The sequence below is a fragment of the Streptomyces sp. NPDC047085 genome (assembly GCF_040643735.1).
Lineage (GTDB): Bacteria > Actinomycetota > Actinomycetes > Streptomycetales > Streptomycetaceae > Streptomyces.
Window position 1 is genome coordinate 30,340 of the sequence record NZ_JBEYUW010000013.1, and the last position, 20,508, is coordinate 50,847.

At 70.5% G+C, this 20,508-nt stretch carries 22 protein-coding genes and 2 pseudogenes; 10 read left to right on the top strand and 14 right to left on the bottom strand.

The window, feature by feature from the left end:
- Window positions 1-27: 27 nt before the first annotated feature.
- Complete coding sequence (locus ABZ865_RS33535; protein WP_361238940.1) at window positions 28-1,500, top strand: ornithine decarboxylase; 1,473 nt, start codon at window positions 28-30, stop codon at window positions 1,498-1,500.
- Here the strand turns inward: ABZ865_RS33535 and ABZ865_RS33540 are convergent.
- The 4 genes from ABZ865_RS33540 to ABZ865_RS33555 all read right to left on the bottom strand — a co-directional run bounded on the left by ABZ865_RS33540 (window position 1,489) and on the right by ABZ865_RS33555 (window position 5,377).
- Window positions 1,489-1,986 (bottom strand): hypothetical protein, encoded by a 498-nt coding sequence (locus ABZ865_RS33540; protein WP_361238943.1) that lies wholly within the window; start codon window positions 1,984-1,986, stop codon window positions 1,489-1,491. The genes ABZ865_RS33535 and ABZ865_RS33540 overlap by 12 nt on opposite strands.
- Window positions 1,983-4,457, bottom strand: coding sequence for a nitrate reductase (locus ABZ865_RS33545; protein ID WP_361238946.1), 2,475 nt, complete (start codon window positions 4,455-4,457; stop codon window positions 1,983-1,985). Before ABZ865_RS33545 ends, ABZ865_RS33540 begins: the two co-directional genes overlap by 4 nt.
- Before the next feature lie 56 nt (window positions 4,458-4,513).
- Entirely contained in the window at window positions 4,514-4,702 is a 189-nt protein-coding gene (locus tag ABZ865_RS33550) for a hypothetical protein (protein WP_361238948.1), read from the bottom strand.
- 198 nt (window positions 4,703-4,900) lie between these two features.
- Window positions 4,901-5,377: an SRPBCC family protein gene (locus ABZ865_RS33555; RefSeq protein ID WP_361238951.1), complete on the bottom strand. Its 477-nt coding sequence runs from the start codon at window positions 5,375-5,377 to the stop codon at window positions 4,901-4,903.
- Window positions 5,378-5,566: 189 nt separating this feature from the next.
- Here ABZ865_RS33555 and ABZ865_RS33560 point away from each other — a divergent pair, with 189 nt between their 5' ends.
- From ABZ865_RS33560 to ABZ865_RS33580, 5 genes and pseudogenes are all read left to right on the top strand, one after another.
- Window positions 5,567-7,090 carry an FAD-dependent oxidoreductase gene (locus tag ABZ865_RS33560; RefSeq protein WP_361238954.1) on the top strand — a complete coding sequence of 508 codons (1,524 nt, stop codon included), beginning with the start codon at window positions 5,567-5,569 and terminating at the stop codon, window positions 7,088-7,090.
- A gap of 87 nt (window positions 7,091-7,177) precedes the next feature.
- Window positions 7,178-7,873 (top strand): HAD family hydrolase, encoded by a 696-nt coding sequence (locus ABZ865_RS33565; RefSeq protein WP_361238957.1) that lies wholly within the window; start codon window positions 7,178-7,180, stop codon window positions 7,871-7,873.
- Window positions 7,874-7,946: 73 nt separating this feature from the next.
- Window positions 7,947-8,624 carry a HemK2/MTQ2 family protein methyltransferase gene (locus tag ABZ865_RS33570; RefSeq protein WP_361238960.1) on the top strand — a complete coding sequence of 226 codons (678 nt, stop codon included), beginning with the start codon at window positions 7,947-7,949 and terminating at the stop codon, window positions 8,622-8,624.
- Window positions 8,608-8,778, top strand: a pseudogene (locus ABZ865_RS33575) (CDGSH iron-sulfur domain-containing protein); the annotation flags it as partial. The gene ABZ865_RS33570 and the pseudogene ABZ865_RS33575, both read left to right, overlap by 17 nt.
- 108 nt (window positions 8,779-8,886) lie before the next feature.
- Complete coding sequence (locus ABZ865_RS33580) at window positions 8,887-9,894, top strand: iron-containing redox enzyme family protein (protein ID WP_361239327.1); 1,008 nt, start codon at window positions 8,887-8,889, stop codon at window positions 9,892-9,894.
- Window positions 9,895-9,969: 75 nt separating this feature from the next.
- On the opposite strand, the gene ABZ865_RS33585 is transcribed toward ABZ865_RS33580, so the two are convergent.
- The 3 genes from ABZ865_RS33585 to ABZ865_RS33595 form a co-directional block, all read right to left on the bottom strand.
- Complete coding sequence (locus ABZ865_RS33585; protein ID WP_361238962.1) at window positions 9,970-11,061, bottom strand: glutamate--cysteine ligase; 1,092 nt, start codon at window positions 11,059-11,061, stop codon at window positions 9,970-9,972.
- 37 nt (window positions 11,062-11,098) lie between these two features.
- Window positions 11,099-11,602 carry an ANTAR domain-containing protein gene (locus tag ABZ865_RS33590; protein ID WP_361239329.1) on the bottom strand — a complete coding sequence of 168 codons (504 nt, stop codon included), beginning with the start codon at window positions 11,600-11,602 and terminating at the stop codon, window positions 11,099-11,101.
- A 132-nt stretch (window positions 11,603-11,734) separates the two neighbouring features.
- Complete coding sequence (locus tag ABZ865_RS33595; protein WP_361238964.1) at window positions 11,735-12,766, bottom strand: NAD-dependent epimerase/dehydratase family protein; 1,032 nt, start codon at window positions 12,764-12,766, stop codon at window positions 11,735-11,737.
- Between the two features lie 249 nt (window positions 12,767-13,015).
- Between ABZ865_RS33595 and ABZ865_RS33600 the strand changes: the two genes are divergently transcribed.
- Together ABZ865_RS33600 and ABZ865_RS33605 are read left to right on the top strand one after the other, a co-directional pair.
- Window positions 13,016-13,552 (top strand): isochorismatase family cysteine hydrolase, encoded by a 537-nt coding sequence (locus ABZ865_RS33600; RefSeq protein WP_361238966.1) that lies wholly within the window; start codon window positions 13,016-13,018, stop codon window positions 13,550-13,552.
- A 284-nt stretch (window positions 13,553-13,836) separates the two neighbouring features.
- The gene (locus ABZ865_RS33605) at window positions 13,837-14,805 is read left to right on the top strand and encodes an LLM class F420-dependent oxidoreductase (protein WP_361238968.1); all 969 of its coding nucleotides are present in this window, start codon (window positions 13,837-13,839) and stop codon (window positions 14,803-14,805) included.
- A gap of 22 nt (window positions 14,806-14,827) precedes the next feature.
- Here ABZ865_RS33605 and ABZ865_RS33610 read toward each other — a convergent pair whose 3' ends face one another.
- From ABZ865_RS33610 to ABZ865_RS33635, 6 genes and pseudogenes are all read right to left on the bottom strand, one after another.
- Window positions 14,828-15,196: a low affinity iron permease family protein gene (locus ABZ865_RS33610; RefSeq protein WP_361238970.1), complete on the bottom strand. Its 369-nt coding sequence runs from the start codon at window positions 15,194-15,196 to the stop codon at window positions 14,828-14,830.
- 365 nt (window positions 15,197-15,561) lie between these two features.
- Window positions 15,562-15,784: pseudogene (locus tag ABZ865_RS33615) on the bottom strand (hypothetical protein).
- A gap of 42 nt (window positions 15,785-15,826) precedes the next feature.
- On the bottom strand, window positions 15,827-16,018 hold the full coding sequence (locus ABZ865_RS33620; RefSeq protein ID WP_361238972.1) for a DUF6381 family protein: 192 nt from the start codon (window positions 16,016-16,018) through the stop codon (window positions 15,827-15,829).
- A gap of 430 nt (window positions 16,019-16,448) precedes the next feature.
- On the bottom strand, window positions 16,449-16,604 hold the full coding sequence (locus tag ABZ865_RS33625) for a DUF6131 family protein (RefSeq protein WP_361238974.1): 156 nt from the start codon (window positions 16,602-16,604) through the stop codon (window positions 16,449-16,451).
- A gap of 308 nt (window positions 16,605-16,912) precedes the next feature.
- On the bottom strand, window positions 16,913-17,473 hold the full coding sequence (locus ABZ865_RS33630) for a hemerythrin domain-containing protein (RefSeq protein ID WP_361238976.1): 561 nt from the start codon (window positions 17,471-17,473) through the stop codon (window positions 16,913-16,915).
- A gap of 186 nt (window positions 17,474-17,659) precedes the next feature.
- Window positions 17,660-17,986, bottom strand: a complete 327-nt coding sequence (locus tag ABZ865_RS33635; protein WP_361238978.1) for a plasmid stabilization protein — start codon at window positions 17,984-17,986, stop codon at window positions 17,660-17,662.
- Between the two features lie 751 nt (window positions 17,987-18,737).
- On the opposite strand from ABZ865_RS33635, the gene ABZ865_RS33640 reads away from it, so the two are divergent.
- Together ABZ865_RS33640 and ABZ865_RS33645 are read left to right on the top strand one after the other, a co-directional pair.
- Window positions 18,738-19,118, top strand: coding sequence for a hypothetical protein (locus ABZ865_RS33640; protein ID WP_361238980.1), 381 nt, complete (start codon window positions 18,738-18,740; stop codon window positions 19,116-19,118).
- A gap of 86 nt (window positions 19,119-19,204) precedes the next feature.
- A complete protein-coding gene (locus ABZ865_RS33645) occupies window positions 19,205-19,888 on the top strand; it encodes a DUF6766 family protein (RefSeq protein ID WP_361238982.1) in 684 nt (227 codons plus the stop codon).
- A 240-nt stretch (window positions 19,889-20,128) separates the two neighbouring features.
- On the opposite strand, the gene ABZ865_RS33650 is transcribed toward ABZ865_RS33645, so the two are convergent.
- A complete protein-coding gene (locus tag ABZ865_RS33650) occupies window positions 20,129-20,482 on the bottom strand; it encodes a hypothetical protein (RefSeq protein ID WP_361238984.1) in 354 nt (117 codons plus the stop codon).
- Window positions 20,483-20,508: the final 26 nt, after the last annotated feature.

Here is a 20,508-nt window from a genome sequence, read left to right on the forward strand (position 1 = left end):
GACAGCCGGCGGGGGAACTCCGCAGACATGGCTCTCAACCACGACGAAGCGCCCGTCCTGGATGCCCTCGCCCGCTACCACAAGGCCGACGAGCTGGGATTCTCCCCTCCGGGGCACAAACAGGGCCGCGGCGCGGACCCACGCGCCCGGGCCGTCCTCGGCGACGCCGTGTACCTGGGTGACGTCCTGTTCACCGGAGGGCTGGACGATCGGCTCTCCCGGAGTCGGGTGCTGGAACGAGCCCAGGAACTGATGGCCGACGCGGTGCACGCGGAGCACACGTTCTTCTCCACCTGCGGCAGCTCGCTGTCCGTCAAGGCGGCCATGCTGTCGGTGGCGTCGCCCCACCGCAGCCTGCTCGTCGGCCGGGACGCCCACAAGTCCGTGGTCGCCGGACTCATCCTGTCCGGCGTCCGGCCGGTATGGGTCGAACCCTCGTGGGACAGCGAGCGTCACCTCGCCCATGCCCCCTCGGCGGGCGCCTTCGACAAGGCGTTCGCCCAGCACCCGGAGGCGGACGGCGCCCTCGTCACCAGTCCCACCCCGTACGGCACCGCGGCCGACCTGCGCGGCATCGCCGAGGCATGCCACCGCAGGGGGAAGCCCCTGATCGTCGACGAGGCGTGGGGAGCGCATCTGCCCTTCCACGACGCACTGCCGTCCTGGGCGATGGACGCGGGCGCCGACGTCTGCGTGACCAGCATCCACAAGATGGGCAGCGGCCTGGAACAGGGCTCGGTCTTCCATCTCCAGGGTGACCTGGTCGACCCGGCCGAACTCGCCTCCCGCGCGGACCTGCTCGGCACCACCAGCCCGAACGTCCTGCTGTACGCGGGGATGGACGCCTGGCGCCGGCAGATGGTCCAGCACGGCCATGACCTCCTCGACCAGGCGCTGAAACTGGTCGGCCGTACCCGCGCCGCGATCGAGGAGATCGACGGCATCCACGTCAACGACATGGACGACTTCTGCGGGCCCGGTCTCGCAGCCGGATTCGACCCCCTGCCGGTCATCATGGACATCGAGGCCCTGCGGACGACCGGCTACCGGGCCGCCGACTGGCTGCGCGAACACCACCACCTCGACATGCACCTCTTCGACCACCGCCGAATCAGCGCCCAGTTCACCCACGCGGACGACGACCGGAGTGCCACCCGTCTGCTCACCGCACTGCGCGACCTGGCAGACCATGCCGAGGAGTTGCGGGACGCCCCGAGCGTGGACGTTCCGTCGCCGGAGGAGCTGCGCATGGAGCAGGCCTGCGTGCCCCGCGACGCCTACTTCGAGCACCACACCGACGTGCCCACGCACCGCGCCGAAGGGCGGATCGCCGCCGAGATGATCACGCCGTATCCGCCGGGCATTCCTGCCGTGCTTCCCGGGGAACGCCTCACCGAGCCCGTCCTGCGCTATCTGACCACCGGTGTCGCGGCGGGCATGAACCTGCCCGACGCGGCGGACAAGGAGCTGAGCACGATCCGGGTCGTCTCAGAGAGCTGACGCGAGCAGCTGCGGGGACAGTACCTTGATCATGGTGTTAGTCCAGCGCATCTGGCGCAGGGTCTCGGGGTGACAGTCGGCGGCGAGTCGAAGCAGACCGTCGTCGCTGGTCGCCTGTGCCACCTGGGCGAGCATCTCCCAGTTCAGGGAGTTCTCGGTGGCGGCGAGGTGAAGGTCGCGCAGATCGCGCAGCAGGAGCAGCCCGGGTGCGCGCCAGCGGCCGAGGGCCTCGCTGACGGTGTCGCGCTCCGTGGCCAGCGGCAGGCCGGGTTCCGGGTGGTCCGCGGGACCGGGCAGGTCCAGGCCGTACGGTTCGGCGGCACGGGCGATCCGTACGGCGTGTTCGCGCGACCAGCGGGAGATGTCGGTGGCGACATGGTGGAACTCGTGCTCGACGCTGTGGCGGTCCGCCGCGGCCAGGAGGTCCCGTTCCAGGCCGCGTTCGCCGTCGTGCAGGGCCCTCAGGACGATCGGGATGCCGGTCACGGTGCGTCCCCTTCCGGCGTGTCGAGGCTCTGCCCGGCGAGGGCCGACGGTCCGCCCACCGTGGGCGGAACGTGCCGTGGGTCCACCGGGGCCGACGCGGTGGTGGTCGGTGCCGGGCATACGGCGCCGTCGGCGCGCTCGACCAGGGTCAGGCGAGCGGCGGCCAGCTTGAACAGAGGTTGTTTGGAGGCCGGGTCCCAGTCGGTGATCGTGGTCTCGTTCGCGGCCCGGCCGCCGGCCGCGCCGGGGCGGTGGCCGTCGGGCGTGTCCCAGTAGCCGTAGTGGAAGGGCAGGAACACCATGCCGTCGCGGATGCCGGTGATCCGCAGACGACCGCGCACCGAGCCGCGCGGGCTGCTGACCTCCACCAGATCACCCTCGGCCAGCCCGTGCCGCTGCGCCTCCCCGACCGACACCTCCACCCACACCTCCGGGGCCGCGGCGTTCAGTTGCGGGCTGCGGCCGGTCTTCGTGCGGGTGTGGAAGTGGTAGAGGGTACGGCCTGTGGTCAGCTGGAGGGGGTACGACGCGTCGGTCGTCTCGTGCGGCGGGACGTACTCGGCGGCCTTGAGCATCGCCCTGCCGTCGGGGTTGAGGGCCCGGTACTCGGTGTCGGACATGGACGCACCGGTCACCAGGTCCTTGCCGTAGCTCTCGCAGACGTCGGGCGCGGCCCAGGAGAAGCCGTCCGCGTAGAGCCGCTCGGTACCGTCGGGTGCCTGCGCGGTGCAGGGCCATTGGACGCCGCTCTCGCCCCGCAGCCGCTCGTGGCTCAGTCCGGTGTAGTCGCACGGCCGGCCGCGGCTGCACTCCTTCCATGCCTCGAACGCCGATTCGGCGTCGTGCCAGCCGACGAGCGGGCGTCCGTCCTTGTCCCGGAAGTCCATGCGGCGGGCGTAGTCCAGCAGGATGTCCAGGTCCGGCCGGGCCTCGCCGGGCGGGTCGACGGCCTTTTCGGAGAGGTGCACGGTGCGGTCGGCGTTGGTGAGCGTGCCGGTCTTCTCCGCCCAGGTCGCGGCGGGCAGGACGACGTCCGCCAGCTGGGCGGTCTCGGTGACGAACAGGTCCTGGACGACGGTGAACAGCCGTTCCTGGCCGAGGATGTCGCGGACGCGGTGGAGTTCGGGCAGAGAGACCGCCGGGTTGGTGCCGGAGATCCACAGCATTCCGATCGAGCCCTGTTCGGCGTAGCGGAAGATCTGCATCGCCGGGGTGGGCGGCGCGTAGTGCGGGATGCGGGACGGTTCGACGTTCCAGACGCGCGCGAGATCGGCGACGTGGGCGTCGTTCTGCCAGTTGCGAAAGCCCGGCAGGTCGCCGTCGGCCCCGCACTCGCGGGTGTTCTCGGCGCTGGGCTGGCCGTTCATCTGCAGGACCCCGCAGCCCGGCCGGCCCAGCATGCCGCGGATCAGCTGCAGGTTGTTGACCTGGCATGCTGCCGCGGTGGCCTGATGGGACTGGTAGACGCCCTGGAGCACGGTGGACAGCAGGCGCTCGGCACCACCGATGATCTCGACGGCCTCGGTGATCTTCCGGGCCGGCACGTCACAGATCCGGGCCGCCCAGGCCGGCGTGCACTCGGCGACGCGCTCGGCGAGTTCGTCGAAGCCCACGGTGTGCTCCTCGACGAAGTCGTGGTCGACCCGGTCGGTGCGGATGATCTCGTGCAGCAGGGCGTTGAGCAGGGCCACGTTCGTGCCGGCGCGCGGCGCGAGGTGGACGGCCGCGCGGCGGGCCACCGCGGTGGGGCGCGGGTCGACGCACACCAGGCGCGGCGCGTCGCGGCCCTCCAGACGGTCCAGGACCCGCATCCACAGCACCGGCTGCGTCTCGGCCATGTTGTGCCCGAACAGAGCGATGACGTCGGCATGGTCGATGTCGGCGTAGGAAGCGGGCTGGCCGTCGCAGCCGAAGGTCTCCTTCAGCGCCTCGCCGGCGGTGGCGGTGCACAGCCGTGTGTTGCCGTCCAGGTGGTTGGTGCCGATCCCGGCGCGAGCGATCACCGCCAGTGTGTAGTACTCCTCCAGGAACAGCTGCCCGGTGGTGTAGAAGCCGATGGAGCCGGGGCCGTGCTCGCGCAGCAGTTCCCGGGTCCGGGCGGCGATCCGGTCCATGGCCGTGTCCCAGTCGCAGGGAACCAGGTGCCCGCTCTCCCGGAGCAGCGGCGTGGTCAGCCGGTCCTCCGCGTGGTTGGCCTGCCACCCGAACAGGTCCTTGGGCCCGAGCCGGCCGCGGTTGACCCGGTCACCGGGCCGCCCGCGCACCCCGACGATCCGGCCGTCGGCGACCGCGACATCCATGGCGTCCCCGTTGGAGTGCAGCACCGAGGCGGTCCGGACCCATCGCTCCACCGTGCCGGTCGTGGCGTCCGGTGCGAGGTACGAGTCGACCCGCACCGGCCACGCGCCGTCACGTCCGTAGGGGGTGCGCTCGCCCCAGGGGGATGCGATCCGGTCCACCTCGGGCTGCATCACCGGTCTCCGTTCATCGCGCTTCCTCGCCTTGTCCTCGACTCACGGCTCACGGCTCACGGGTGTTCGGCCTGCTGCCCCGGAGGCACTCCGCCGCCTTCGCCGCCGCCCTTCTCCCCCTTGTCCGTGCCGTGGGCGTGCCCGCCCTTCTCCTCGGTCTGCCGCGCCTTGAGCTCGGCGCTGTCCTGCGGGGTGGCACCGCCCTTGCCGCTGCGCCGCTGCTCGGGTTGCTGAGGATTGGACATCTTCGGGCATCTCTCCCGTGTCGGAGTTCGTCGGATTTCGGTCGGGACGACGATTTCGATCAGGACGACGAGTTCCCCGGAGCAGCCGACCGACCCACCCGAAGCGGCCGCGCGCGGTGCTCCGGGGTACTTCGGCGACGGGCCTCGCGTGGGCATGCCGTTCGCATGCCCACGCGTCCCGTCACACGCTCGCCCCGGTCACATGGTCGAGCCGGGGTCTCCGGGCCGGATGCGGCCACGCCAGCCGGTGGTGTCGCCGCCGGCGCCCTCGACGTAGTCCTTGAAGCGGCGCAGGTCGCCCTTGACCCGTCGGTCGATCATGCCGAGCGCGTCCGCGCCCTTCTCGGCCAGGCCCGAGGGCTCGACTTCCATCGTGAGTTCCACGCGTGTGTGCGTGTCGTCGAGCCGCTCGAACCGTACGGATCCGCGCTGCTGGGTCTCCCCCGCGACGGACCGCCAGGTGATCCGGTCGTCCGGCAGCTGGTCGATGATCTCCGTGTCGAACTCGCGCCGGACTCCGCCGATGTTGGTGGTCCAGTGGTTGTGCCGGTCGTCGAGCTGCCTCACCTCCTCGACGCCTTCCATGAAGTTGGGGAAGTCCTCGAACTGCGTCCACTGGCCGTACGCCACGCGGAGCGGAACCTCTACGTCTACCGCTTCCTTGACCGCACTCATGGGTGTCCCTCCTTGTCAGCTCGTCGCCGGGACCGGGCCCGCCCGGCGCCTGTGCGGAACACCGAGTACCCGCCACTGCGGCGCGGAGACGTCGTCGGGGCCGGCGCGCCCCGGCCGTGCCGAGGCACGGGGCCGCAGCCCGCCCGTACGGGGCGCGTGCCATGTCGTCGGGGCGGGAACTCGGCGGCCATGAACGCCGAACGAGAAACCCGAGGGTCGTACTGGCTGGAGACCGTGTCGCCCGGTGACCCGGCTCCCCCGCCGTCCGGGGACATCGCCGTCGATGTCGCGGTGGTCGGCGGCGGTGTCGCGGGTCTCAGCACCGCCTGGGAGCTGGTCCGGCGTGGCCACGAGGTGGCCGTGCTGGAGGCCGACCGGATCGCCGCCGGAGTCACCGGCCACACGACGGCCAAGCTGACCGCCCTCCACACTCTCGTGTACGACCACCTCCGCCGCACCCGTGGTCGCGAGGGCGCGCGGCTGTACGCCCGGTCGCAGTCGGCCGCGATACGCCGGGCCGCGGAGATCGTCGCCGACCTCGGCATCGACTGCGAGTGGGAAGAGGCGGCGGCCTTCACGTATGCCGAGCAGGAACAGGACGTCGCGCGGGTGCGGGCGGAAGCCGAGGCGGCGCGCGAGGCGGGCCTGCCCGCCGAGTTCGTCACCGGGACGGAGCTGCCGTACTCCATCGCCGGTGCCGTCCGGGTGACCGGCCAGGCTCAGTTCCATCCCTGCAAGTACCTGCTCGCGCTGGCGGAGGACCTGCGCCGCCGCGGGGGCGCCCTGTACGAGGGAACGCGCGTCGTCGGCCTCACCGAAGGCGAGCCCTGCGTCCTGTCGACCGACACGGGGGTGTCGGTACGGGCCGGCGAGGTCGTGATCGCCACCCACTATCCCGTCTTCGACCGGGCCCTGCTCTTCACCCGCCTGTCCCCGCGGCGCGAGCTGGTCGTGGCGGCGACGCTCGACGCGGACCGGGCGCCGCGCCACATGTACATCACACCCGAGCAGGGCACGCGGTCCGTCCGCAGCGCCCCCTTCGGCGACGGCAAACGTCTGCTGATCGTCACCGGGGAGCACTTCACTCCCGGCTCCGCCGACGTCGAGGAACGGTTCGACCGGCTGACGGCCTGGGCCGACAGCCGCTTCACAGGGCTGACGTTCACCCACCGGTGGGCCACCCAGGACAACGACTCCACCGACTCCGTGCCCCTCGTCGGGCCGTTCCACCCCGGCAGTCACCACACGTACGTGGCCACCGGGTTCGGCGGCTGGGGCTTGAGCGGCGGCATCATGGCGGGCGGGCTGATCACCGACCTCGTCGAAGGTCACACGGCCGAGTGGGCGGGCCTGTACGACCCGCGCCGCGTGGCTTCCGTGGTCCGCGAAGGGACGTCGTTCCTCAAGCACCAGGCTCAGGTGGCCCGGCACTTCGTGGGTGACCGGCTGGCCCCCGTCGCGGGCTCGGTCGAGGACCTCGCTCCGGGAGACGGTGCCGTGGTGCGCGTGGGTGGACACCAGTGCGCCGTCCACCGTGACGGCAGCGGCCGGCTCCAGGCCGTCTCGGCCCGCTGCACCCACCTCGGCTGTCTCGTCTCCTTCAATCGCGCGGAGCAGGCATGGGAATGCCCCTGCCACGGCTCTCGCTTCGCCCCCGACGGCCGTATCCTGCAGGGCCCCGCCGTGCGACCGCTGGAGATGCGCCACATCTGAGCTTCCGGCCCGGGAACCGGGTACTCGGTCGGGCAGCCGCCGGCCATCAGGGCCGCTCCGCCCCCTGTCGCGCAGAGGAGTCTCGTCATGTCCACAAGCAAGGGCCGGCCGGACACCGGCCGGGACCGGGCAGCCGTGTTCGACGTGGACGGAACCCTTGTCGACACCAATCATCTGCATGTGGTGACCTGGTGGGAGGCTTTCCGCCGGGCCGGACACCTGGTGCCCACACATGCGATCCACAGGGCGGTCGGACTCGGTTCCGACGATCTGGTCGCCCATCTGCTGGGCGACGGACCGGCCCTGTCCGCCGACGAGGCGGAGGACCTCAGCACCGCGCACAAGGTGCTCTACGGCCAGTACTTCGAGCGCCTGTCCGCGCTGCCGGGCGCGGCACGCCTGCTCCGGCACCTGGCCGGAGACGGCTGGAAGGTGGTCCTGGCCACCTCGGCCGGCGGCGACGAGCTGTCGGCGCTGCGCAGTGCGATCGACGCGGACGACGCCATCACGGCGACGACCAGCGCCGACGACGTCACCGAGGGCAAACCGGCGCCCGAGCCCGTCGAGCAGGCTCTGGAGCTGGCCGGCGTGCCGGCGGAGCGTGCGGTGTTCGTCGGCGACACGGTGTGGGACATGCGCGCGGGCAGCCGGGCGGGGGTGCGGTGCGTGGCGCTGCTCTGCGGCGGCATCCCCCGTGCCGACCTGGAGGAGGCCGGCGCGGAGGCCGTCTTCGCCGACCCGGCCGATCTGCTCGCTTCGCTGCCGCGGAGTCCGCTGGCCTGACCGCATGGCCGGGCACCGCCGTCGTTACGTGTGCCGCCCGGGGGTACCCGGCCGACGAGCAAGAGGCACCACGATGACGATCGAGTACCTGACCGCCGCTCCCCGCTTCCGCGGGTGGGTCCCGCCCGGGGTCTACCGCCCGCAGACCGACACCGGGCTGCTCAGCCGCGCGATGCGCAGGGAGTGCATCACCAGCCGTACCGAGGTCCTGGACCTCGGCACCGGCAGCGGTGTGCTCGCGGTGGAGGCGGCCCGGATGGGCGCTCGGGTCACCGCGGTGGACATCTCCTGGCGGGCGCTCGCCGCCGCCTGGTGCAACGCCCTGCTGAACGGGCAGTTGGTGCGCGTGCGCCACGGGGACCTGGTGTACGCCGTCCCGGGCCGTCGTTTCGACCTCGTGGTGACCAATCCGCCGTACGTGCCCGCGCCGGGCGCCGCTCCGCCCCGGGGCCGTGCCAGGGCGTGGGACGCCGGCACGGACGGCCGTCTCCTGATCGACCGCATCTGCGCGGCGGCACCGGCGATACTGCGCCCGGCGGGGGCCCTGCTGATGGTGCACTCGCACCTGAGCGGCGTGGAGGAGACGCTGGCCCGTTTTCGGGCGGCCGGTCTGCGCACGGAGATCGTCGACGAGGCCCGACTGCCCTTCGGCCGCGTACTGCGCTCCCGGCTCGCCTGGCTGCGCGAGCGCGGGCTCGTGGCGGACCGTACGACCGAGGAACTGGTGGTGATCCGTGCCGAACACGCCTGAACGCCCCCGCCGTGTCCGAGTCCAGCGCGACGGCCCGCTCCTGGTGGAGGGACCGGTCGAAGTCGTGGGCGACGACGGTGAGGTGGCGGCATCGCGGCGCTTCACGGTGGCCCTCTGCACCTGCCGCCGCAGCCGCATGCCGCCCTGGTGCGACACGAGCCACCGCCGCCGCGTCAAGCAGGACAAGGGAGCTGAGAAGGCGAAGGAGGACGAGGGGGACGAGGGGAACGAGGGGGGAGGAGGACCAGGAGGCCCAGTGGCCATGACGGACGTCCGTTCGCGAACCGAGTGCCGGCCGGCTCCACTGCCCGGTCCGCGCGGTCCGCTCTCGGCCGCCGTCGCGGACTCGCTGCGTGGAATGGAGCGGCGGGATCTGCCACTGCTGCCCGCAGACGCCTACGACGACGATCTGCAACTCGCCCTGTACACCCTGTACGAACTCCACTACCAGGGCTTCGAGGGCGTACCGGACGAGCGTGAGTGGGACCCGGAACTCCTCGCCCTGCGTGCCGTGCTGGAGGAACGCTTCCTGGACGTGCTGCGCGCGGACGTGCCGGTCGGCGCCTCGGACTCCGCCGAGCGGGCGCTGGACGAACTCCAGCTCGAACCGGTCGGCGACGGCAGCGGCAGCCTCTCGCACTTCCTCCGCAACCACGGCACCCTGGACCAGTTCCGGGAGTACGCGGCACTGCGTTCGCTGTACCACCTCAAGGAGGCGGATCCGCATGCCTGGGTCATCCCGAGGCTGCGCGGGCGGGCCAAGGCCGCCATGGTCGCCGTGGAGTTCGACGAGTTCGGCGCGGGCCGCGCGGACGAGATCCACGCGGAGCTGTTCGCCGACCTCATGAGGGACCTGGGCCTGGACCCGTCGTACGGCTATTACGTCGACGCCGCGCCGGCCGAGGCGCTGGCCACCGTCAACATGATGTCCCTGTTCGGTCTGCACCGGGCGCTGCGCGGCGCGCTCGTCGGGCATTTCGCTGCCGTCGAAGTGACCTCGTCCCCGGCCTCCCGCCGCCTGGCCGACGCGCTGCGCCGCATGGACGCCGGCCCGGCGGCCGTGCGGTTCTACACCGAGCACGTCGAGGCGGACGCGGTCCACGAACAGGTCGTACGGCACGAGGTCGTCGCCGGACTGCTGGCGAGCGAGCCCCGGCTGGACGCCGACGTGGTGTTCGGTGTCCGCGCGACCGGCCACCTGGAGGACCGCCTGGCCGCCCGGCTGCTGGAAGCCTGGCGGGACGGACGGACGGCACTGCGCACGGGGTGATCGTGCTGATCCTCGGGTCGTGCTGATCCCTCAGGTCGTGCTCATCCTCAGGTCGTGCTGAGCTTCTGATCGGGGTCACTCGCCCTGGGTGTGCCGTACACACTCGGCGACGAGGTCCCGCAGATTGCCCGTGCGCTCCATGAGCATCCGCTGTTCGCGGGCGCCGCTGCCACGCTTGAGCAGGTCGGCCACGGCCCCTTCGACGAGGTCCGCGTCGCCGCTGCCGGTCAGCGCGTCCCCCGTGTACTCGAGCAGGGAGTGCACCACGTCCGCGGCGGGCCGGGGCCGCATCGTCACGGGGTCGAGCAGATCCTGCTCCAGCCCCGACCGGGCGGCCTGCCAGGAGGCCAGCCTCAGCAGGCTGACGCTGCGGTCGACCGGTGGCCGTCCCGCCCGCCAGTCGCAGGCCGCCGTCTCCACCAGGGCCCGGACCAGCGTGGCGACCAGGACCGTTGTGTCCGCGCGCAGACACACATCGGGCACCCGGACCTCCACCGTCGGGTAACGCGCGGACAGCCGCGCGTCGAAGTACGCCATGGCCTCGTCCAGGATGACTCCGGTGGCCACCATGTCCGCCACCCGGCGGTGGTACTGCTCGGCGGAGCCGAACAGCTCGGTCGGTCCCGCCGACGGCCAGCGTGCCCACACCCGGGTGCGATAGGTGGCGTAACCGGTGTCCTGGCCCTGCCAGAACGGCGAGTTGGCACTGAGCGCGCACAGCACGGCGAGCCACGGACGCAGCCGGTCGACCACCGCCACGCCCTCCTCGTCGGACTCCACCGAAACATGTACATGGCATCCGCACACCAGCTGCTCCCGGGCGGGGGCCCCGTAGTGCTCCGCCATCCACTGGTAGCGCTCGTTGACATTGATCGACGGGCTGACCGGCAACGGGGAGGTGGCGAGCGCCACGACCGAGCACCCGATCTCGCCGGCGTGCCACGCGGCCTCCTTGCGGCAACGCACGATCTCGGCGCCGAGGGCAGCCATGTCCGACTGCGGGTGTGTGGCGAACTCCAGCATCTGCCCGAACAGTTCCTTCTCGAAGACGTCCTGTCCGGGATCGTCCTGGGCCGCATGGGCGAGGACGGCAGCCGACAGCGCCTTCGGCTCCCCGCTGTCGCGGTCGACCAGAAGCAGTTCCTCCTCCACGCCTACGGTGCGCACCGGATGCCGCCCTTCTGCCCGTGCCGCCCGGAGGGGGTCACACTCGGCCCGGCCGGCGCGACGTGACGAAGAGACCGACCGTATCCGCGTCGTCGCCACGTAGTGCTGCTTGGCGTCGTATGCGGAGGCCGCGGACCACCGCCAACCTCGGTCGTGCCCGGAACGTGGTCCCCCGCGCGGTGGCGGCGGCGCAGGCGGGGACCACGGCGGCGAGCGCGGTGTCCAGGGCCTGACGGAGGCCACCGGGCAGTCGCTCGGTGGCCATCCAGTCGACGATGTACCCGGCGATCTCGGGCAGCGGCATACCGGTGCGCCGGGAGACCGCCGTCAGGACTTGGATGCCCTGGTCGGGACGGAGCCCGCCCATCGCGAGGACCACACCGATCGCCTGATCGATCACGGCGTGTGAGATGACGGCCTCTTGCAGATGACGGATCTCCGACCGTAGGTCGCTGATCCCGCTCCGGAGGTCTTCGCGGCCTGACAGCGCGCCCGGTTCCGTGCGGCCCGTCGGGCAGTCGTTCGAGTAACCCATCATCATCACGTCCAAGAACCTGGCTCCCTGCTCCTGGCTGCCACCGCCGGCCCGGCGCCGGCCACCAGGAGTGCAGCACCACGAGTACCCCCGGACGCCCCGGTCATGGGCGTCCAGCGGGCCGTCCGCGCGGCCGGGTCATGCCGCGAGCGGAGCGGTCTCCATGCCCGCGTGTTCCCGCAGCCCGCGGAGGAACTCCTCGACCGCTTCGGCGGCCGAGTACCGCGGCCGCCAGCCCAGTTCCGCCCGCGCGCGCGAGCAGTCCATCAGCGGCAGCCGCAGGACGGCGTCGAACAGGTCCGGGGAGGCGGGCACCAGGCGCAGCCGCCAGGCCGCCGAGAGGGCGGCACGCAGGGGCGGCAGCGGGACGCGCAGAGGCCTCGCCGCGAGCACCCGGGCGAGCTCGGCCGCATCCAGCGGCGGATCGGCGGCGAGGTTGAAGGCCCCGCGAACCTGGCGTACGACAGCCTCCACGTAGGCGGCTGCGGCGTCGTCGGTGTGCAGGGCCTGGAACACCAGCCCCGGCAGATCCGGGACCGCGGGCACGAACGGCGGCCGCATCAGCTGGGCGGGGATCAGCGACCCCGCGAAGATCCGCCGCTGCTGCGAGGCGGACTCCCGCTTGAAAAGGAAGCCCGGGCGCATGCGGACGACCCGCATGGTGCCATGGTCGAGCTCGTACGCGTCCAGATACCGCTCCATGTAGGCCTTCTCCCGGCAGTACGCCGCCTGGGGCCAGCCATGGGTCGGCCAGGACTCGTCGACCGGGCTGTCCTTGGGGCCAGGCGAGTACGTGCCGACGGACGACGCGTGCACGAGTGCGGGGACCCCGGCCTCCGCGACCGCCTCGCACACCCTGATGCTGCCGAGCACGTTGGTCCGCCACGTGGTCACGGGGTCATGGGTGGGCTGGAACTTCCAGGCCAGGTGGACGACCGCGTCCGCACCGGTGAAATGGTGGACGAGCTCGCTGCCGCCCGGGTCGATGTCCGCCGCCGCCCAGCGCGTCCCTTCGGGTTTCCAGTGCGGAACCCTGCGGGCCAGCCCGAGGACCGACGCCACGGCGGGATGGCGGCGCAGGGCCTCCACCACACTCGTCCCGACGTTGCCGGTCGCCCCCACGACCACGACCCGGAGCCCGTCTGTGCCCTCTGACTCATGCCGCGCCATGCCATTCATGGCAGCCCGCCCTTCCCTGGAAGGCCCCTCCCAGCACCGCGGGTACCCCCAGCCCCGACCGGGGGGCTCGGGTACGGCACTGGGCACGCGATCGCATGCCGGGTACCCCGCACCGCGCGCCTCACCGCACGCGCACACCCAGGCCCCGCCGGGTACTCGGCAATCCCTGGCGGACACGCATCCGACCGGGAGGAGCGCATGGTGAGCGACACGGTGCACGGCCCCGGACGGGAGAGGGCCATGGCACTCATCGTGATCGACATGATCAACACGTACGACCACGAGGACGCCGAGTCGCTCGTCGTCTCCGCCAGTCCTGTCGTGCCCGTCATCGCGGACCTCATCCGGCGCGCCCGCGACGCGGAGGCGCCGGTGATCTACGCGAACGACAACCTCGGACTGTGGCGCTCCCACCACGGTGAACTCGTCGAGTCCGCGCTGGCCGGGCCCCACGCCGACTTGGTCGAGCCGATCAAGCCCGACTCCGACGCGCTCTTCGTCGTGAAGGCACGCCATTCCATCTTCTACGACACCCCCATGTCCTACCTGCTGTGGCAACTGGACACCCGGAACATGGTGCTGTGCGGCCAGGTCACCGAACAGTGCATCCTCTACTCGGCCCTCGACGCGCACATCCGGCACTTCGACGTCACGGTGCCGAAGGACGCCGTCGCCTCCATCCACCCCCATCTGGCAAGCGCCGCGCTGGAAATGATGGAGCGAAACATGGGTGCCCGGATCGTCACGGCGGACCAGGTCGACTTCTCGCAGACCTGAGGCAACCGGCACAGATCGCGCCCTTTCTCGGGTACGGAGAGGAGGCGTGCGTTCTGGTGGACGAAGAAATGCGGGCGACGAATCAAGCCCCGATCGACACATCCCGAGCGGATCGACTTGTCGTGGAGATGCGGCCCGAGCCCCAGACCGGACCGACACTCATCAATGCCGCTCGTACCGCTCGTTCTTCGACCACCTTTTGAGTGCCTGAAGCTCAGTTTCGGCAGACCATTTCGGGCCACTCGCACCTTGATGCCATATCTCGTCCCGCGAAGGCGGTGAACATGGTGCGGATCGGCTACACGATGATGACCGAGCAGGCGGGGCCGCGTGATCTGGTCGAGCACGTGGTCAGGGCGGAGGACGTGGGATTCGACTTCTCGGTGACCTCCGACCACTACTTCCCCTGGCTGCGCTCGCAGGGACACTCCCCGTACGCGTGGAGCGTGCTCGGCGCAGCTGCCCAGGCGACGTCGCGCATCCCCCTGATGACCTACGTGACCTGCCCGTCCTTCCGATATCACCCCGCCGTGGTGGCCCAGAAGGCGGCCACGCTGCAACTGCTCTCGGAGGGCAGGTTCCGACTGGGACTCGGCTCCGGGGAGAACCTCAACGAACATGTGGCGGCCGGGAGCTGGCCCCCGATCGATGTGCGGCACGAAGTGTTCGAAGAGGCGGTGTGCATCATCCGCGCACTCTTCGACGGCGGTCACGTCACCCATCACGGCACACACTTCGACGTGGACTCCGCACGCCTGTGGGACCTGCCGGACGAACGTGTGCCGCTCGGGATCGCCGTGTCGGGCGCGCAGTCCTGCGCGATCGCCGGGCGCCTGGCCGACTTTCTCATCGCGACCGAGCCCCGGGCGGACCTCGTCGCCGCGTTCGACCAGAACGGCGGCGAGGGCAAGCCCCGCATCGGCCAGGTGCCCGTCTGCTACGACACGGACCGGGACGCGGCAGTGCGGCGCGCGCACGAGCAGTTCCGTTGGTTCGGCTGTGGCTGGAAGGTCAACGCGGAGCTCGCACATCCCGACTCCTTCGAATCCGCGACCCGGTTCGTGCGTCCGGAGGACGTCTCCGACTCCATCCCGTGCGGCGACGACCCCGACCGATTCGTGGCCGCAGTACGCTCGTTCGCCGAGGCCGGGTTCACCGAGGTGGCACTGGTCCAGATAGGCGGGGACACACAGCACGCTTACCTCGACTGGTCGCAGAAGACCCTCCTGCCGGCCCTGCGCAACGGCCTCTGAGCGTCCGATGCGAGGCCGGGACTCAGATCTCGTCCTCCATGCGGATGGCGGCCTTGAGATCTTCCTGGGCCTTGCCCCGCTCACCTTCCTCGGCTTCGATCAGGGCCGCGGCGATGGCATCCAGCTTGCGTTGGATCGCACGCTCCGCCCTCATCTCCGCGTTCTTGAGCAGTGCCAGAAGCAGCAACGTCACTGCCGTCATGGCTTCGCTCGCGAGCAGTAGCCACTCAGCCGACAGGCGTGCCGCATGCGCGGTCGCGGCGAACGCGACGAGGGCGATGCAGAAGCCGAAGAAGACGGGCGAGCTGGTGAACTTGGAGGCGGCCTCCGCCAACCGCTCGAACCGGCCCCGTTCGTCACCGCCCCGATCGGCGGGGTGCTGGATGGTCATGTGCGGATACCACCTGAGCTGTGGATTCTCCTCCGCCAGGAAGAGGACACAGGCTGTGAGTGCCCTTCGCGCGTCCCGTGAAACCTGTGGCGGCCGGGGTGGTGGCCATGGACTGGCCCCAGGAACCCGGCGGTGGAGGCCGACGTGGGAAATCTGCTCAGCTGAGGCGCCGATCGCGATGGCGCCCCCGCTCATTGGTGAGGTGGCCGCCATTCGACCATCAGGATGCCGGCATCGTCGCGGAGCCCGGTTGTGCGCGGCGTCGAGGCGTCGACCGACAGCACCGCCATAGCCAATCGTGGGCTGCGCGGCCGTGACGAGTACTCGTCCAGGCCTGCTCCGAGTCCTGCCCCGGCCTGTCACCGTCACCCGGAAAGCTCGTCCGGCACGGGCTGATCCGGCTGCACACCGGCCGAACGGGGCGCACCGCGCGGCCCCGCACCGGCTTCGTCCACGTCGGGCACGTCGCCACGGCGGCATGCGCGATCGTCCGACCGGGGATCCCATCGATCCTCATCAGCCGTCGGACGCCTGCTGGTCCGGCGGATCGCTCGGCACGGGCTCGCCGTGCGTCTCACGGCGGTGCATCTTCGTGGCTCCGCCGTCGTCGACGTCGACGTCGTACGGGTGTCACTCCGGGGGCTGCACGCCCTCGCTGGTCGTACCGCTCTGCTGCTCGACCTGCTCCTGGAGCCGCTGGGCCTGCTGCCGGAGCTTGCGGCGTTCGTCGGGGTCGGTCGTGCGATCAGCTTTCTCGGAGATCTGTTGCGCCTTCTCCCTCAGATTCTGGGAAGGACGCTGGGGTTCGCCTGCGACGGTCATGATCACTCCTTGCGCGATCGGGTGGAGCCGGCAGTTCCAGCGAATCAGGGAGCATCACCTCCTGCATCTCGGAGCCGATTCCCGGCGGCACGTCATGAACCACCTCGTCGTGCGAGGTGCGTCCCCACCACTACGGCCGCGCCGCCGAACGCCGTGCCTGGAGTACGCGGACTGGGCGCAACGGACACCCCCTTCGGATACTCGGGCACGGCCGGCGTCGCGGACGGAGGTGAGGACGCTGTCCAACATCCACGTGCCGACACCGGCGCCGCATCCACGCCGCACACCGGCCGGGGCGCCTACGACGCCACCGGTCGGTCCCGGTGCGGTCGGTGGGACGGGCTCGGCAAGCACCGTACCCACATGGCGCCCGCCCCATCCGGGTTCACTCCTACCGCCCGAGCCTGACTGACCGGTGCGCGCCGACGGTCTACCAGTAGTGCGGACGGCCGCCCACCGCGTGACCGAGCAGACCGAGCACCCACAGGATGAGGCCGATAACCAGCAGGACGATGCCGATCGTCCAGAGGAAGCCGATCCCGGTGAGGAATCCGACGACGAGCAGAATGACTCCAAGGATGATCATGGTGACCTCCTGTGTGATGAACTCCTGTCGAGTACCCTGCGGCCCGGCCGTGACACAGCGGCCGGGGTCGCGTGTCGCGTGGCACCCCATGTCCGGGCCCCGCACTCAGGGAGCTGTGGTTGGTGGTGCTGCTCGGTGGCGATGGTGTCCACCACGCCATGCTCGGCATTGCACGACTGCACAACCTCACCCTCGCCGGACAGGGCAGCCGTCCTCAGGGACAACGCCCACCCAGACCCACTCCTAGATCATTTACGGGATGACCGGGGTAGGCAGCCGAGGTTTCGCACGCGTCTGAACTGCGGGGGTCAGGATTTGCCGCGGCCGGTGACGAAGTCGCGGGCCCGGTCGACCAGGCCGATGCCCGGGGCGAGGAGCTTGTTCGCGGGCGGGGTGTCGGGGGCAGAAGGGTGCGGGCGGGTGGGGGCCATGGCCTTGGCCCGGCGCACCTTGTCCCCGAGCCCGTCGAGCGTCTCGGAGGAGCAGGCCCGGTCCAACATCGGGAAGAGGTTGTTCTCCTCGTCCTGGATGTGGGCGGTCACCTCGTCCATGAGCTGCCGCAGCAGCGGGCTCGTCTCCGGGTCGTCGGCATCCGTGCTCTCCAGCTGCTTGAGGAGCTGCTCGACCCTGCCATGATCCGCGATCTCCTTGTCCGCGAGCCGGTCACCGCCCTCGACGTGCTCGCGCACCGCCGGATACAGATACTCCTCCTCCGCGACCGAGTGGCGCACCAGCTCGATGGTGACCTCGTCCACGAGATCACGCAGTTCCCGCCCTCCACCGGCCAGTGCTTCGATCCGGCCGAAGATCTCCTCCACCTCCCGGTGGTCGGTCATCAATTCCTCGAGCACATTTCCGCCATGTCCCATCAGTTGTCCACCTCTCGCCAGTCGTCTCGGCGCCAGGCCGGTCCCGCCCGGCAGCCGGATATTCCCTTGCCGCGCGGGGCCGTGCAGCTCTGCGCGGGGTCCACGTTGTAGGACGCACGCCTGCCTGAACGTCAGTGGCGTCCACGGCGGAGTCGGACTTCGCCGGCACCCAGGGGCGCCGTCCTCTCAGCGACCAAGTGCGTTCTCCAGCTGCCGCTTGGTCATCGAAGAGCGGCCGTGGATGTTGCGCTTCTTGGCCTCTTCGTACAGCTGGTCCTTGGTGGGCCCTTCCGAGCCGCTGTGCGAGCGCTGTCCGCCGCGCTGGGACGCCGACTTCGGGTCACGGGTGGATGCCTTGCCGGCGGTCTTCGACTCGCCCGACCTGGCCCGTTCCTTGTTGACCGTCCGTGCCGCGATCTCCTTGGCCCGCTTGGGCGACTCGCCACGCTCCTCGGCGCTCTTCTTGACGTGTTCGTACTGCCGCTCCCGCTTGGAGCTCGATCCCGCAGGCATGGCGTGTCTCTCCTCACCTGAGCAGGTCCCACGTCTCGGCCCAGCGAAGGCACTCAGCCCGGCCTCACCGATATTTGTCCTGCTCGTGCGGCGGTGTGCCGCCGCTTTCTCCGCCGCCCTTGTTGCCCTTGTCGGTGCCGGCGGGCCCGCCCTTGGCCTGGGCCTGCCGCGCCTTGGACTCGGCGCTGTCCTGAATGTGGCGCCGCCCTTGTGGCTGCGTCGCTGTTCGGGGTGCCGTGAGTTGGACATCCGAGAGGCACCCCGCTCCTCCTCGGTGTCTCTTCGGAGCACCGAGTTCCCCGGGAAAGCCGGCTGACGCACTCGGCGGGGACACGCTCTTCTTCACGCCCGTTTGGTATGTCTGCGACAGTTTCGGCAACCGCTCACCCATGGGTCCGAACCACCATGCGGTGCCCTTCCTCGACGCGCCGGCCGGGTCTTCGCCACCTGACGGGCCGGACGGACCGAGCCGGGCTCCGCAGCCCGGCCGCAGAGCCCCACGACAGCGGACCCGATTGCAGCCTGGTGGACGCGCAGAGCGTGAAGGCCGGGGCAACGTAGCCGAGCAAGTGGCCTCGCGGGACCTGCCCGCGATCCGGCCGTCGTCGCCGGCACGCGACGGCATAGTCCGAACGCTCGACGTTCGCCCGACACACGGCGCGTCCGTCTGTGACATTGCCACCGCATCAGCATGGTTGGCCTGATGGTACGAATGGATGCTGTCGGTTGTCGCGCTGTGAGCACAGGCCTGATGACGATCGTCTGTGCTGTCTTCCTCGTCGGCTGCAGCACACTCGGCGAACGCGAAGCGGCCGCGTCGGGTGCTGCCCTGCGCTTCGAGGAGAGCGTCCGGCAGGGTGAGGGGGCACGCGCCTGTGCGGCGCTCGCTCCCGAGACCCGACGGGAGCTCGAGGAGTCCGCCAAGACGGCCTGCGTCAAGGCCCTGCTCGACGAGCGGCTGCCCCGCGCGGGAGCGGTGCGTGGGGTCCAGGTCTATGGCCGACAGGCACGGGTGGTTCTCGCTGCCGACACCCTGTTCCTGTCATTCTTCCCGGCCGGCTGGAAGATCACCGCGGCGGACTGTGTGCCGCGCCCCCAACAGCCGTACCAGTGCCAGATCAAAGGGGGATGACCGAGGATGCGCACCCTGTTCACGCTGCTCCTGCTCACCGTCGGCGCCGGTCTCGGCTACTTCACCGCCATTGGGCTGATGCACCGATGAACCGCCTGACGCGGTTCCTGAAGCACAACAGCCTGACCCTGGCCTTCGGCACCGGCTTCCTGCTCACCCTCGCCGGCCAGGCCGTCTCCGGCCACGCCGACTTCAACAACCAGCTCGTCACCGACGGCCTGCAACCCATCGGATTCCTCCAGTACCTCACGACCTCCGACTTCGCCGTGGACGTCACCGAGAACTGGCAATCGGAATACCTGCAGTTCTTCCTCTACATCTTCGGCACCGTCTGGCTGCTCCAACGCGGCTCGCCCGAGTCCAAGAAGCTGCACAAGGCCGGTGTGGAAAGTGACCGGGAACAGCGGGTCGGCGACCACGCCGGCCCCTCCTCACCCCGCTGGGCCGCCGACAAGGGATGGCGGCAGAAGCTGTACTCGCGCTCCCTGGGCATCGTCATGGGCACCATCTTCCTGTGGTCGTGGCTGGCCCAGTCCATCACCGGCGCAGCCGCCTACAACGAGGAACACCTGCGTCAACTCCAGGCGCCCATCTCCTGGGCGCAATACCTGGGCTCCGCCGACTTCTGGAATCGCACTCTGCAGAACTGGCAATCCGAGCTTCTGGCCGTCGCCTCGATGGCCATCCTCTCGGTCTACCTGCGCCAACGGGGATCCCCGGAATCCAAGCCTGTTGGCGCCGCCCACACCTCCACCGGAGCCGAGGGCTGAGCTACAGGTCTCTGGCAGGGTGTCCATGGCGAGCGTCGGTTCGATTGAGGCGGCACGATTGGGTGACCCGGGCGGGTGCGCGCATGCAGGCAGGACCTGATCGACTCGGGTTTTCGACTCTCGAATCGCGCAGGTCCGTGCTACTCCTGGGTGTCGACGATCAAGAAAACTACGTCTGCTCGGGCACCAGGACGCCGGCGACCCGGGCGATGTCGATCAGCACGCCGCGTGGTGGTGGCGTCACGCACGCTCGGCCGCAGCCGGACGGGCGGCGGGCGCCAGCATCGCGACGGCGACGGCGGTGCCGGCGATCAGGACCGCCACGACGATCCGGGCCCAGTCGGGCGCGTCCGCGGTGAAGAACACCGGGAGGCCGAGCAGAGCCGAGATCACTCGCGAGCCGACGACGAGGCGCAGGGCGCGGATGTTGCCCCTGCTGGCGGGCCGGAAGGCGGCCAGGGTGATGGCGCCCAGCACCGTGCCGGTGATGACAACGCCGGGTGGTGGCCCAGGGTGCTGCCACAGGCCGACGATGCCGACCAGGTCGACTACGGCGAGAACTGCGCAGAGGGCCATGCCGATGATGCGACGCATCAGATGCTCCGTTTCTCGTGCGAGCG

Excerpts from the sequence above, each read along its gene's own strand:
- ABZ865_RS33610 (WP_361238970.1), bottom strand. The coding sequence starts at position 15,196 with ATGACCATCCAGCACCCCGCCGATCGGGGCGGTGACGAACGGGGCCGG.
- ABZ865_RS33555 (WP_361238951.1), bottom strand. The coding sequence starts at position 5,377 with ATGAGTGCGGTCAAGGAAGCGGTAGACGTAGAGGTTCCGCTCCGCGTG.
- ABZ865_RS33590 (WP_361239329.1), bottom strand. The coding sequence starts at position 11,602 with ATGATGATGGGTTACTCGAACGACTGCCCGACGGGCCGCACGGAACCG.
- ABZ865_RS33545 (WP_361238946.1), bottom strand. The coding sequence starts at position 4,457 with ATGCAGCCCGAGGTGGACCGGATCGCATCCCCCTGGGGCGAGCGCACC.
- ABZ865_RS33635 (WP_361238978.1), bottom strand. The coding sequence starts at position 17,986 with ATGCCTGCGGGATCGAGCTCCAAGCGGGAGCGGCAGTACGAACACGTC.
- ABZ865_RS33580 (WP_361239327.1), top strand. The coding sequence starts at position 8,887 with ATGACGGACGTCCGTTCGCGAACCGAGTGCCGGCCGGCTCCACTGCCC.
- ABZ865_RS33640 (WP_361238980.1), top strand. The coding sequence starts at position 18,738 with ATGACGATCGTCTGTGCTGTCTTCCTCGTCGGCTGCAGCACACTCGGC.
- ABZ865_RS33560 (WP_361238954.1), top strand. The coding sequence starts at position 5,567 with ATGAACGCCGAACGAGAAACCCGAGGGTCGTACTGGCTGGAGACCGTG.
- ABZ865_RS33650 (WP_361238984.1), bottom strand. The coding sequence starts at position 20,482 with ATGCGTCGCATCATCGGCATGGCCCTCTGCGCAGTTCTCGCCGTAGTC.
- ABZ865_RS33645 (WP_361238982.1), top strand. The coding sequence starts at position 19,205 with ATGAACCGCCTGACGCGGTTCCTGAAGCACAACAGCCTGACCCTGGCC.
- ABZ865_RS33620 (WP_361238972.1), bottom strand. The coding sequence starts at position 16,018 with ATGACCGTCGCAGGCGAACCCCAGCGTCCTTCCCAGAATCTGAGGGAG.
- ABZ865_RS33625 (WP_361238974.1), bottom strand. The coding sequence starts at position 16,604 with ATGATCATCCTTGGAGTCATTCTGCTCGTCGTCGGATTCCTCACCGGG.
- ABZ865_RS33550 (WP_361238948.1), bottom strand. The coding sequence starts at position 4,702 with ATGTCCAATCCTCAGCAACCCGAGCAGCGGCGCAGCGGCAAGGGCGGT.
- ABZ865_RS33535 (WP_361238940.1), top strand. The coding sequence starts at position 28 with ATGGCTCTCAACCACGACGAAGCGCCCGTCCTGGATGCCCTCGCCCGC.
- ABZ865_RS33595 (WP_361238964.1), bottom strand. The coding sequence starts at position 12,766 with ATGGCGCGGCATGAGTCAGAGGGCACAGACGGGCTCCGGGTCGTGGTC.
- ABZ865_RS33570 (WP_361238960.1), top strand. The coding sequence starts at position 7,947 with ATGACGATCGAGTACCTGACCGCCGCTCCCCGCTTCCGCGGGTGGGTC.
- ABZ865_RS33630 (WP_361238976.1), bottom strand. The coding sequence starts at position 17,473 with ATGGGACATGGCGGAAATGTGCTCGAGGAATTGATGACCGACCACCGG.
- ABZ865_RS33600 (WP_361238966.1), top strand. The coding sequence starts at position 13,016 with ATGGCACTCATCGTGATCGACATGATCAACACGTACGACCACGAGGAC.
- ABZ865_RS33605 (WP_361238968.1), top strand. The coding sequence starts at position 13,837 with ATGGTGCGGATCGGCTACACGATGATGACCGAGCAGGCGGGGCCGCGT.
- ABZ865_RS33565 (WP_361238957.1), top strand. The coding sequence starts at position 7,178 with ATGTCCACAAGCAAGGGCCGGCCGGACACCGGCCGGGACCGGGCAGCC.